The sequence below is a fragment of the Williamsia phyllosphaerae genome (genome assembly GCF_014635305.1).
GTDB classification, from domain to species: Bacteria; Actinomycetota; Actinomycetes; order Mycobacteriales; family Mycobacteriaceae; genus Williamsia_A; species Williamsia_A phyllosphaerae.
Map to the genome: position 1 here is coordinate 1,999,428 of NZ_BMCS01000001.1, position 11,807 is coordinate 2,011,234.

The window sequence follows — 11,807 nt, forward strand, 5'->3', positions numbered from 1 at the left end:
AGTCTGCCCTCGCCGATGCGGTCACGCGTACCGATACGGCAGGTATTGCACCGACCACGCGTTGCCGTCCGGATCGGCGAAGTAGACGAAGTGCCCCCAGGGCTGCACGTCGACCTCGCTCACCTCGATCCCCTGGTCGAGCAGGTGCGCGCGTGCGGCCTCGATGTCGGACACGCACACCAGGAGGCCCTTGATCGAGCCCGGTTCGCCGTCGACGATCCCGCGGCCGAACGCGATCGAGGCGTTCGAACCCGGTGGCGTCATCTGCACGAAGCGGGTGTTCGCGTCGACGACGCTGTCGTGGTCGGGGTTGAACCCGACGCGGGTGTAGAACTCCTTGGCGCGATCGACGTCGCTGACGGGGATCATCACGAGCTCGAGGGTCATGTCCAGGGTGTCGGCCATCGGGGTGCCTTTCGTCGTAGGGGGTGTACCGCCATGACGATTCCACCCAATACGGACATCGGCTGTCCGCGATACGACGAACGCCCGGACATTCTCCTGTGCGGAGAAGATCCGGGCGTCGGTCGTGGTGGTGGTGGTGCCTAGCCGTTGCGGAACCAGCCGGCCTTGTCGATGCGGTAGACCTCGTCCTGCCAGAACTTCCAGGCGTGGATACCGACGGGGAAGAAGCTGGTGCGCACATTGGCACCCGCGGCGCGGGCCAGCAGCGAGAAGGTCTGCGACTGTTCCATCGAGACGATCTCGAGCGCCGAGCCGGACAGTCCGGTGCCGAAGGTGGCGATGTTCGGCGGCAGACCGTTCCACACGCCGGCCGCGGCGTAGACCCAGAGGTGACGACCGCGCATCGCGCCGACGTTCAGCCAGGGGTCGTTCTGGAAGGCCTTGACGTTGGGGAAGATGCCCCACATGTCGTTGAGGTTGTAGCGACCGGAGTCGTAGGCGGCCGCGCGCAGCATCGTCTGCATGCCGGGGGCGGTGAGGTGCGGGAACCCGGACATCGACACCGCGCGGGAGTAGAGATCGGGGCGACGCGTCGCCAGCATGATCGCGGGGCTCGCGGCCATCGACAGCCCGACCAGGGTGCGGTTCTTGGAGAACCCGCGCTTGTTCAGGTAGTCGGGGAGGCTGTTCTGCAGGACGCTGTCCCAGCGGTAGGCCGAGTTCTGGCCTGCGCTGATGCTCGGACGGTCCCAGTTGGCGTAGAAGCTCGACTGGCCACCGACCGGCATGACGACGTTGTAGCCACGACGGCTGAGGTACGCGACGTTGGTCTCGCTCTCCCAGCCGTTGATCTTCGGCGTCGCACGCAGGCCGTCGAGGAAGATGATGGTCGGGGCCGTCTTCGGGTTCGTCGTCGTCGACGCCCAACTGCGGACCACCGGGTCGGGCATGCCGTAGCCGTTGATGCGCTCCGACTTGAACGTCGGCGCGGGTACCGGGCCCCACGCGTTGGCGGATCCGGTGCCGACCGTGACCAGCGCGGTGGCCGCGGCGACGCTGAGGACGATCGACACGAGAGCGCGAGCGCCCCCGTTCGAACGGCGGAGAGAGAACATCTGATGCACCACATTCACTAGCCAGGCCCCCGACGAGGGCACGAGAGGTTCGGTCTGAAGGAGGATAAACGATGGCGTTACCAAATGGTTATCGGACGCCATTCCTGGAACGTTTCACGAGTCCTCCTCGTGATCAACTCGGGCCAGCCTCGCACACGGGGCGGGCGGGGACCCGTCGGAGGTGTGATCGATGCCGGAGTGACACCGAGATGTTGGGTTCCGGTGATCGGAACCGGTCATGTCGCCGGTGAAGCGGTGCTTCGCCCGCATCGGGTACCCGGTACTGACGGCGCCGGGGTCCGCGGACGGGGATCGACCCGCACCCGACGGGAGGGCAGAGGAGCCGCGACACGCACACCGGCGGGTGATTGTCGTCATAGTGGATCCAATCCACCCGTGAGCCCACGATCGGAGGCCGCCGTGACCGCGCCCGCTGCCCGACGGTGTCGGTGGATCCTGCACGTCGACCTCGATCAGTTCCAGGTGTCGGTGGAACGGCAACGCGCACCCGAGTTGGTGGGGGTCCCGGTGATCGTCGGCGGCAGCGGCGACCCGGAGCAGATGCGGACCGTCGTCACCTGTGCGTCGTACGAGGCGCGGGCGGTGGGCGTGCGCGCCGGCATGCCCATGCGCAGTGCGCATCGCAAGATGCCCGACGCGGTCTATCTGCCCACCGACCACGCGACCTACGACGCGGCCTCCGAGCGCGTCATGGGCGCGCTGCGCGACCTGGGGCACCCGGTGGAGGTCTGGGGCTGGGACGAGGCGTACGTCGGCACCGACACCGACGACCCGCACGCCCTCGCCGCCGCCATCCGCGCCCGCATCGCCGACGAGACCGGTCTGCGCAGTTCGGTGGGGATCAGCGACAACAAGCAGCGCGCCAAGATGGCCACCAACTTCGCCAAGAAGCTGCCCCCTGCCGGCGACCGCATCTGCACGCTGACCGACGACAACTGGATGTCGGTGATGGGGGAACTCGGGTGCCGAGAGCTGTGGAGTGTGGGCCCGAAGACGGCCGACAAGCTGGCCGCGCACGGGGTCGCCACCGTGGCCGACCTCGTCGCCACTCCCCGTGACGAGCTGATCGGCATCTTCGGTCCACACCAGGGCAACTGGCTCTACGTGCTGTCCCGGGGCGGTGGCGACTCGACCATCACCGTCGAACCCTATGTGGCCAAGTCGCATTCGAAGGTGCACACCTTTCCCACCGACCTCACCGACGTCGTCGAGATGCACGACCGCCTCACCGACCTGACCGCGGATCTGCACCGACAGATCCTCGACGAACAGCGTGTCGTGTTCCGGGTCGCGGTCACCGTGCGCACCTCGACGTTCTTCACACGGACCAAGTCGAAGAAGTTGGCCGCGCCCACCACCGACCTCGCCGTCATCGAGCCGCCCGTGCACGCGTTGCTCGACCGGTTCGAGCTCGACCGACCGGTACGGCTACTCGGTGTCCGACTCGAATTCCTGGACCCCGGATCGCCCGTACCGGACACCGAATCGCCGGTATCGGACGATGATTCGGCCCTTTCGGACACCTCCGACCCCGGCGTCGTCGACCTCGACCGGACGGGTCACAATGACGCGTGAGCGATCTGACGTACACCCAATCGGTGGTCATGGGACTCCTGCAGGGGGTCACCGAGTTGTTCCCGGTGTCGAGTCTCGGGCACTCGTTGATCGTGCCCGCCTGGATCGGTGGCAGCTGGGGGCGGTTGGTCACCGAGTCCGACAGCAGCGGCCACACACCGTTTCTCGCGTTCCTGGTCGCGTTGCACGTCGCGACCGCCCTCGCGCTCATCGTCTACTACTGGCGTGACTGGGTCGCGATCGTCGGAGGGTTCGTCGGCACGCTGCGCACCCGTCGCATCGACACCGCGGACGGAAAACTGGCCTGGCTCATCATCATCGCCACCATCCCGGTCGGGATCGTGGGACTCGTCGCGGAGAAACCCCTCCGCGAGGTGTTCGCCACCCCGTTGATCGCCGCGATCTTCCTGTTCGTCAACGGACTGGTGCTGCTCGCCGCCGAGACGCTGCGCAGACGCCAGGTCGTGCGGCGACGGGAGCAGGGCGACATCTCCTCGCTGAGCTCGTCCGACGCCGCGGTGATCGGCAGCTTCCAGATCTTCGCGCTGCTGCCGGGCATCTCGCGGTCGGGCGCGACCATCTCCGGTGGCATCCTGCGCGGTCTCGATCACGAGCACTCCGCGAAGTTCGCGTTCCTGCTCGCGACGCCGGTGATCCTCGCCGCCGGGGTGCTCAAGATCCCGGAACTGTTCGGGCCCGAGGGCAGCGGGATCGGCGGGCAGGTGGTCGTCGGTTCTGTCTCCGCGTTCGTGGCCGCGTTCGCCGCGGTCGCGTTCCTGGCGCGCTTCTTTCGCACCCGGACGCTCTACCCGTTCGTCGCGTACTGCCTCGTCGCGGGTGGGATCAGCATCGCCCTGTTCGCCTGAACGACCCGCGGGTGGTCAGAGCACGCTCGGCGGGTCAGAGCGCGAGGAATCCGTCCAGCAGTCGGGCGCAGCGGCGTTCGAGATCGGCGGCGTCGGTGGTGATCCGACGGGCCAGCGCGTCGACGTCGATGTCGAAATCGCGCGCGACCTCGACCTCCGACTCCGGGGTCCAGCCCAGTCGCCAGGCCGCGAACGACCCCGCGGTGATCTCGGGGTGGAACTGCAGGCCCAGGTTCCGACCGGAGACGAACGCCTGCGCGTTGGCGGCGTTGTCGGCGACCATCGTCGCGCCGGGAGGGACGGTGAAGTGGTCGAAATGCCACTGCATCCACGGCCCCGAGTCTATGAAGTCGCAGCTCGAGTCGACCGAGACGAACCCGATCTCCGGATGTGGCGACCGGTCGACGACCCCACCCAGCACGCGGCTGAGCACCTGCCCGCCGAAGCAGACCCCGAGGACCGGGGTGCCTGCGGCGAGCGTCTCGGCGACGTAGGCCCGTTCCGGCGCCAGCCACGGCAGGGTGTCGTCGTCGGCGGCATGCGCGGACCCCAGCACGGTCACGAAATCGACTGTCTCCGGACGCGGGAGGTCGTCGGACGGGTGCGCGACGACGACCTCGAAACCGCGGGCCCGGGCGGCGACAGCCAGGCTGCCCGCCTCCGCACGCCCGCGCGACCGATCGTCCTCGTGCGCGAGGAACAGGGCCGTCGTCACGACGCGGGTGCGATGGCCGACCCGGCGGCCGACAGCCACGCGTCGGCCAGCTCCTGGACGTCGATCCCCAACGCGACGCTCAGGGCCACGACCGAGCCGAACGCCGGGGTGAACAACCTCCCCGACTCGATCTTGCGCAGCGTCTCCGCGGACATCGATGCCGCACGGGCGATCTCGTCGAGGGGACGGTCGCCGCGGGCCGCACGCAGGTGTGCGCCGAGTCGTCGGCCGGCGGCGATCTGTTCGGGCGTGAGAGGTGTGCGGACCATCGGCCCAGATTAGCCGAATCCGAGCCGTTCTGGTATTTCTATACCGGTATAAAAATACCGGCACAGCGCAGGCTGGATCACGAGCGGAGTGGACACGGACATGATCGAACTGAAATCGCCGTCGGAGGTCGACGCCATGGCGGTCGCCGGGACGTTCGTGGCGCAGGCCATCGACGCGGTGATCACCGCGGCCGAGGTCGGTGTCGACCTGCGTGACCTCGAATTGATCGTGCGCGGCATGATCGCCGACCGCGGTGCGGAGTCCTGCTACTGGGACTATTCCCCGGACTTCGGACGCGGTCCGTTCCGCAACACCGTCTGTCTCTCGGTCAACGACGCCGTGCTGCACGGACTGCCGCACGCCTACGAGCTGCGCGACGGTGACCTGCTCAGCGTGGACCTCGCGGTGTCCGTCGACGGGTGGGTCGCCGACTCGGCCCGCAGCGTCGTGGTCGGAACCGCGCGCGAGGAGGACCTCGCGATGATCGAGGCCACGCGAATGGCCCTCGAGGCGGGCATCGCCACCGCGCGTCCGGGCAACCGGCTCGGCGACGTGTCGGCGGCGATGGGAGCCGAACTCCGCGCACGCGGATATCGCGTCAACGACGAGTTCGGTGGACACGGGATCGGCCGCACGATGCACGAGTCGCCCTCGGTCCCCAACGACGGCCGACCTCGTCGTGGCATCCCGCTGAAACCGGGGATGACCCTGGCGCTGGAGCCCTGGGTCGTGGCCACCACCGATCGCGTGGTGTTCGACGACGACGGCTGGACGGTTCGCTCGGCCGACGGCTCGCGTGGCGCGCACACCGAACACACCATCGCCGTCACCGACGGCGACGCGCGGGTGCTGACCGCGCTGACCACCGCATCGGGTCGATAGCCTGGTCCGTGTGAACGTCGCGAGCATGCAGGCGGCCCTGCGCCGAGCGGCCACACGGGTCGCCGCGGTGGGCACCGATCTCGCGCCGCCACCGGTCACCGGCGGTGTCGAGGGGGTGGCGCGGTACTGGCGTGACCTCGACGAGACCGCGCGGGCGAGCATCGTCGCTGACCACCCGGAGTGGATCGGGGGAGTCGACGGCATCGCGGCCGTGGCGCGTGACGCGGCCAACCGCAACCGCATCCCGGCCGAGCGCGCCGTACTGCAGGCGCAACGGGATCGGCTCACCCGCAGGCTCGAGTCCTCCCGACTGCCGGCCTGGTGGCACCAGAGGATCCGGAAGCTGTTCTCCTCGGCCGACGAGAACGGCTGGTACGTCGATCAGAAGCTGCGCGACCTCGAGGTGATCGAGAAGCAGATAACCCACGAACACCTCTTCCTGCTCCTGCTCGACGTCCGCCGCGCCAAGCGTGGTCTGGCCGCGATCGCCATCGGCGATCCCGATGCGGCGACGCACATCTCGGTGACCACGCCGGGTCTGGGGTCGACGGTGAGCGGGTCCCTGGACGGGATGCGCAGGCAGGCCGAGGAGCTGACGAAGGTCTGTGTCGCGGAGCTGCGTCGCGCCGGCGACGGCCGCGACCGACAGGTCGTCGCGAACGTCGCCTGGCTCGGGTACGTGCCACCGAACCTCACCGGGCCGAATCGGTTGTCCCGACTCGTCGGGATCGGTGAGCTCGGCACGTCCCGCGTCGCGGTCCGGGCGGCGCCGCGGTTGAGCGAGTTCTACCGGGGGCTGCGCGCCGCGGCCGGGGTCGACACCCCGCACATCGCCGCCCCACACATCACCGCTCTCGGACACTCCTACGGATCCCTGGTGACCTCACTGGCGTTGGGGCGCAACGGCGGTGAGCTGGTCGACGACGTGGTCTTCTACGGCTCGCCTGGGCTGTCGCCGACGTGGTCGCCGCAGCGCTTCCGCCAGGCCTCCGACTACGGCCTCGCCGACGGCCACGTCTACGTGATGAAGGGCGCGCAGGACCGCATCGCCGAACTCGGCTACTTCGGCGGCGACCCCTACGACGACCGTTTCGTCGCACTGTCCGCCGCGGCCGGCACCAGCCCGGACGGTCGCCATCGCGAGGGTGCACCCCGGCACGCCGACTACCCGCGCACGTTCGGCACCGGCGCCGACGAGACGCTGCGGATGTCGGGCTACAACTTCGCCGTCGTCATCGTCGGCCTGCCCGAACTCGCGGTCCGTGCCTGAGATGGGCGGCACGCCGATCAGCATCGAGTGCGCCGACGGGTTCGTCCTCGGTGGGCACCGGTGGACACCCGAGCCTCCCGACGAGGGCCCGCTGCGGGTGGTGATCGTGACCGCTGCGACCGGCGTGCCGGCGACGTACTACCACCGCTACGCCGCGTTCCTCGAGGAGAACGGTTTCCACGCCATCACCTTCGACTACCGCGGCATCGGCGCGTCGCGACCGGAACATCTGCGCGACATGCGATGTCGGTGGCAGGACTGGGGGCGTCTCGACTTCGACGCCGTCGTCGCGCACGTGCGCTCGCAGTGGCCGGACGCCGAGATCGCGGTCGTGGGACACAGTGTCGGCGGCGTCGTCCCGCTGTGGGCGGCCCGCTCGGTCGAGATCACCCGGATGCTCACGGTCGGGGGTCAGTACAACTACTGGCGCGACTGGGCGCCGTCGGTCCGACGCCGCTTTTTCTGGCGGTGGAAGGTGGCGACCCCGACGCTCGCGGCGCTGTACGGATATCTCCCGGCCAAGCGACTGGGCTGGATGGAGGACGTACCCCGCGGTGTCGCGTTCGAATGCGCCCGGCGTCGTCGTCGGATGGAGGACAACTACCCCCGTCGCGAGCGACCCGGCGTGCGGGCCACGGCCGCCGCCATCGACGCATCGATCCTCGCGGTGGCCACAACAGACGACGACTACGGAACCGTCTCCGCCCTGCGCCGCCCCCTGGACTACCTTCCCGACGCACCGCGGATCCAGGTGATGATCCCGCCCGCCGCGTTGGGCCACGGCTCGATCGGTCACTTCGGGCTGTTCCACAGCCGGCACCGCGACGACTTCTGGCGGATGTCGCTGCGCTGGCTCGACGACGGCGAGAACCCTTGGCCGGATCTGGTGGTGTGGTCGAGTCCGTAGGGTCGAACGGGTGAGCACAGATCAGCCCGTGACCATCGTCGGAGCCGGTATGGCGGGGGCGGCGTGCGCGGCGGCGTTGGCCGACGCCGACGTGGCGGTCCGCGTCGTCGACCGCGGTCGTGCCCCGGGCGGTCGAATGGCCTCACCGGAACTCCACGATCGACGCGTGGACGTCGGAGCCGGTTACTTCACCGTTCGCGACGACGGTTTCGACGCCGTCGTGCGTCGCTGGCAGGGCGCCGGACTGGCGCGCGAGTGGACCGACACCTTCGGGGTCCTGGGCGCCGACGGTTCCTCCCGGACCTCGACCGGCCCGATGCGCTGGGCGACGCCCGGTGGTCTGCGATCACTCGTGCGCGACGTACTGGGCGACATCGACGTCACGACGCTCGACGTCGCCGACCTCTCCGACGGTGACGTGGTCATCGCGATGCCCGACCCGCAGGCCGCCCGCATCACCTCGGTCCCCGATCCCGTCGGGTACGAGGCGGTCATCGCGGTGGTGTGCGGATTCGACTCCCGTACAACCACCTTGGCCGATCTGCCGTTCGTCGACGCGGCGTTCGTCAACGACCACCCCGACATCGCCTTCGTCGCCGACGACGGGGCTCGGCGCGGGGACGGCGCTCCGGTTCTCGTCGTCCACACGACGGGGGATCGTGCGACGCAGCACCTCGACGACCCCGATTCGGTCGTGCCGGTCGTGGTCGAGGCGGTCACCGGGATACTCGGCGTCGACGCGCCGATCTGGACGCACGCGCACCGATGGACCTTCGCCAAACCGTCGGATCAACACGATGTGAGCTGCCATCTGACGACGGTCGACGGCCGACTCGTGGGGTTCGCCGGCGACCAGTGGTGTCCGCAGGGGTCGCCGCGCGTCGAGAGTGCCTGGCGATCGGGTACCGACCTCGCGGCCGCGATCATCGCCGCCCGCAGCTGACTCAGCGCGGGATGAACAACCCCTCGAGGGTGGCCGTGTCCTCGGCCGAGACGCCGATCTGATCCCAGTCCGCCTCGACGGTCAGTACCGCGTAGGCGGAAGTCGGGAACTCGTCGATGTCGGAGTCCGGGTCGAGGGTGAGCGCGGTCGCGGGCATTCCCGGCTCGTGGCCGACGACGAGCACGGTCTGGGCGTCCTCGCCGACATGCGCGCGGATCGCCTCGAACACGTCGTCGGGCGTCCCGCCGTAGACGGCGTCGACGTAGGTCACCGAATCGGCATCGATCCCGGTGCGCTGCAGCGTCTGCCGGGTTCGGGTGGCGGTCGAGCAGATCACGGCGTCGACCTCGAGTCCGTCGCGGGCCATCCACTCGCCGGCCAGCTCGGCCTCCCGGATCCCCCGCTCGGCGAGTGGGCGTTCGTGGTCGGCCACGCCGTCGGGGTAGCCGGACTTGCCGTGCCGCATCAAGATCAAGGTGCCCGCCATGGGGCCGATCATGCCAGTCGAGCGGACTGCCCCGTCGGCGCCCGGCCCGCGGCCGCGTCACGATCGGCGCTGCGCAGGATCCGCGCGGTGTGTCGCCATGCCGACGCCTCCTGCGCGCAGTGCAGTGCGTGCTCCTCGTCGCCCCGCGCGTACGCGCTCTCGGCCTCCTCGCGCAGCTCGATCTCCTCGTCGACGCAGAACTCGACGAGCTGCGCGCGGGCCCGGGCATCGGCATGCGCGCGATCGATGTCGGCCCGGGTCAGCGTCAGCAGCTGCTCCAACTCGCGCGTGAGCGCAGACGATCGACCGGACATGTCCTTCACGGTAGGCGCGGGCACCGACACCGCGTGGGAACCGCACCCGGGGTGTCGGCAATCGACAGACCGCTTAACCAAGCAAGTGCTAGGTTGCGGCCATGTCACACCGAGCCTCGTCGCGTTCGTTCCTGCTCAGAGCGGTTGCGCTCGCCGCGGCCGTGGTCGCCGGCGTCGCCTTCGCCCCGTCGGCCCACGCCGCGCCACTGCCGGTCTCGTACAGCTTCTTCTCCGGTATCGGTCCCGCCCTCGCGCATCCCTACGGCTCCCTGGCCGGATCCAACGACTATCGGTGCCGCCCGAGTGCCGACCACCCGAACCCGGTGGTGCTGACGCACGGGACCGGCGGGTCGGCGCAGACCAACTGGGGTACCTACGTGCCGCTGCTGAAGAACAACGGGTACTGCGTGTTCGCGCTCACCTACGGGGCGCTGCCGGGTGCGCCGGCGCCGTTCAACCAGATCGGCGGCATGGGACGGATCGAGACGAGCGCCGCGCAACTGAAGACCTTCGTCGCCGGGGTTCTCCGCGCGACCGGGGCGAGCAGAGTGGACATCGTCGGCCACTCGCAGGGCACGCTGATGCCCGCCTACTACGCGCGGCGACTCGACGGCGCGCGGACGATCGACAAGTACGTCTCGATCGCGCCCCTGTGGGAGGGCTCGGGGGGCAGGGCGGTCGCGTCGTTCACCCCCACGCTGCGTCGCCTCGGCATCACCGAGACCGGTTTGCCCTTGTGCAGTGCCTGCGGACAGATGCAGACCGGGTCCGACCTGCTGGCCGCGGTGAACGCGGGCGGCAGCCCGTATGTGCCCGGGATCACCTACACCAACATCTCGACCACCGGTGACGAGTTCGTGGTGCCGTACACGTCGGGTCAGGTGCCCGGCCGACCCGGCGACAACGTGACCAATGTCGTTGTCCAACGTGGTTGTTCGCAGGACCACTCCGATCACCTGTCCATCGCGGCGTCGCGCCGGGCCGCGGTGTTCGTGCTCAACGCGCTGGACCCGGCACGTCCCCGCCCGGTGCCCTGTCTGCCGGTGCTGCCCATCGTCGGGTGAGGGTCGGTGTGGGTTCGTTAAGACTTTGCACACGCGTGCCCGTGAGCAGCGCCGGACGGCGGTAGGACAAGTACTCTCGGCTCGGTGCACCTGTTCCTGCCCGCGAGCCTCGCACTCGTCTCGGCGCTCTTCGTAGCGGTCGGGACGCTGGTGCGTCAGCGTTCGTCGACGGCGACCGGTGGCATCACCCGGCGCTGGTGGTACGGCGTGGCGCTCGCCGCGATCGGCTTCGCCCTGCAGGCCGTCGCCCTCGGCATGGGGACCCTGCTGCTGGTGCAGCCGCTGATCGTCTTGTCGGTGCTGTTCGCCCTGCCGCTCGAGGCCTACCTCGACCATCGGCGCCTCAACTTCCAGGAGTGGAAGTGGGGCATCGTCCTCACCCTCTGCATCGCCGCGTTCGTGCTGATCACCATGCCGCAGCCGGGCAAGCACCAGGTCGAACCGGCGGTGTTGGCCGGGACGATCGTGGTGGTCGTCGTCGTGCTCGTCGGCCTGGTCGTGTTCGCGCGGCGGGTGTCGTCGCACTATCGCGCCCTGCTGTTCGGGTCGGCGTCCGGCCTGCTCACCGGTGTGCAGTCGTTCCTGCTCAAGGGCGTGGTCACCCAGATCGGTGACAAGATCTACGAACCCCTGCTGCACCCGGAGCTGTATCTGATCCTGTGCGTCGCCGCGGCGTCGGTCTACGCGCAGCAGCTGGCGTTCGCCGCCCACGATCTGCAGACGTCGTTCCCCGCGATGACGGTGATGGAACCGGCGGTGGCGATGGCCCTCGGTGTCCTGCTGCTCGGTGAGCGGGCCCAGGTCGACTGGTTCGAGGGCATCGTGGTCGCCGCCGTTCTCGTGCAGATGTTCTACGCCGTGCTCGTGCTCGCCCAACACGCCGCCGCCCGGGAGACGGAGTTCGACAAACCGCCCGAGCTCGTCGGCGCCACCACTGCCTCTGTCCACTCCAAGCGCGATCACGCGCACTAGC

Annotated in this window: 14 protein-coding genes; 8 read left to right on the plus strand and 6 right to left on the minus strand. The window is 69.3% G+C overall.

Annotation, left to right across the window (positions count from 1 at the left end; all coding sequences use genetic code 11):
* Positions 1–21: 21 nt before the first annotated feature.
* Together IEV93_RS09515 and IEV93_RS09520 are read right to left on the minus strand one after the other, a co-directional pair.
* On the minus strand, positions 22–393 hold the full coding sequence (locus tag IEV93_RS09515; protein ID WP_188490484.1) for a VOC family protein: 372 nt from the start codon (positions 391–393) through the stop codon (positions 22–24).
* A gap of 152 nt (positions 394–545) precedes the next feature.
* A complete protein-coding gene (locus tag IEV93_RS09520; protein WP_188489089.1) occupies positions 546–1,520 on the minus strand; it encodes an alpha/beta hydrolase in 975 nt (324 codons plus the stop codon).
* A 420-nt stretch (positions 1,521–1,940) separates the two neighbouring features.
* On the opposite strand from IEV93_RS09520, the gene IEV93_RS09525 reads away from it, so the two are divergent.
* Positions 1,941–3,116 (plus strand): DNA polymerase IV, encoded by a 1,176-nt coding sequence (locus tag IEV93_RS09525; protein WP_371873836.1) that lies wholly within the window; start codon positions 1,941–1,943, stop codon positions 3,114–3,116.
* Positions 3,113–3,982 carry an undecaprenyl-diphosphate phosphatase gene (locus IEV93_RS09530; protein ID WP_188489093.1) on the plus strand — a complete coding sequence of 290 codons (870 nt, stop codon included), beginning with the start codon at positions 3,113–3,115 and terminating at the stop codon, positions 3,980–3,982. The genes IEV93_RS09525 and IEV93_RS09530 overlap by 4 nt, the downstream gene beginning before the upstream one ends.
* 34 nt (positions 3,983–4,016) lie before the next feature.
* Here IEV93_RS09530 and IEV93_RS09535 read toward each other — a convergent pair whose 3' ends face one another.
* The gene (locus tag IEV93_RS09535; RefSeq protein ID WP_188489095.1) at positions 4,017–4,736 is read right to left on the minus strand and encodes a type 1 glutamine amidotransferase; all 720 of its coding nucleotides are present in this window, start codon (positions 4,734–4,736) and stop codon (positions 4,017–4,019) included.
* Positions 4,694–4,966: a helix-turn-helix domain-containing protein gene (locus IEV93_RS09540; protein WP_188489097.1), complete on the minus strand. Its 273-nt coding sequence runs from the start codon at positions 4,964–4,966 to the stop codon at positions 4,694–4,696. Before IEV93_RS09540 ends, IEV93_RS09535 begins: the two co-directional genes overlap by 43 nt.
* A gap of 100 nt (positions 4,967–5,066) precedes the next feature.
* Between IEV93_RS09540 and map the strand changes: the two genes are divergently transcribed.
* From map to IEV93_RS09560, 4 genes are read left to right on the plus strand one after another with little or no spacing between them, the layout of a single operon-like run.
* On the plus strand, positions 5,067–5,849 hold the full coding sequence (map, locus tag IEV93_RS09545; RefSeq protein WP_188489099.1) for a type I methionyl aminopeptidase: 783 nt from the start codon (positions 5,067–5,069) through the stop codon (positions 5,847–5,849).
* 10 nt (positions 5,850–5,859) lie between these two features.
* Positions 5,860–7,119: an alpha/beta hydrolase gene (locus tag IEV93_RS09550; RefSeq protein WP_188489101.1), complete on the plus strand. Its 1,260-nt coding sequence runs from the start codon at positions 5,860–5,862 to the stop codon at positions 7,117–7,119.
* 1 nt (position 7,120) lies between these two features.
* On the plus strand, positions 7,121–8,026 hold the full coding sequence (locus tag IEV93_RS09555) for an alpha/beta hydrolase family protein (RefSeq protein WP_188489103.1): 906 nt from the start codon (positions 7,121–7,123) through the stop codon (positions 8,024–8,026).
* A 10-nt stretch (positions 8,027–8,036) separates the two neighbouring features.
* On the plus strand, positions 8,037–8,969 hold the full coding sequence (locus IEV93_RS09560; RefSeq protein WP_188489105.1) for an NAD(P)/FAD-dependent oxidoreductase: 933 nt from the start codon (positions 8,037–8,039) through the stop codon (positions 8,967–8,969).
* A 1-nt stretch (position 8,970) separates the two neighbouring features.
* On the opposite strand, the gene IEV93_RS09565 is transcribed toward IEV93_RS09560, so the two are convergent.
* On the minus strand, positions 8,971–9,456 hold the full coding sequence (locus tag IEV93_RS09565) for a SixA phosphatase family protein (RefSeq protein ID WP_188489107.1): 486 nt from the start codon (positions 9,454–9,456) through the stop codon (positions 8,971–8,973).
* 8 nt (positions 9,457–9,464) lie between these two features.
* Complete coding sequence (locus tag IEV93_RS09570; protein WP_188489108.1) at positions 9,465–9,770, minus strand: hypothetical protein; 306 nt, start codon at positions 9,768–9,770, stop codon at positions 9,465–9,467.
* 101 nt (positions 9,771–9,871) lie between these two features.
* Between IEV93_RS09570 and IEV93_RS09575 the strand changes: the two genes are divergently transcribed.
* Together IEV93_RS09575 and IEV93_RS09580 are read left to right on the plus strand one after the other, a co-directional pair.
* Positions 9,872–10,834 (plus strand): esterase/lipase family protein, encoded by a 963-nt coding sequence (locus tag IEV93_RS09575; RefSeq protein WP_188489110.1) that lies wholly within the window; start codon positions 9,872–9,874, stop codon positions 10,832–10,834.
* Between the two features lie 84 nt (positions 10,835–10,918).
* The gene (locus tag IEV93_RS09580) at positions 10,919–11,806 is read left to right on the plus strand and encodes a DMT family transporter (protein WP_188489112.1); all 888 of its coding nucleotides are present in this window, start codon (positions 10,919–10,921) and stop codon (positions 11,804–11,806) included.
* Position 11,807 lies beyond the last annotated feature (1 nt).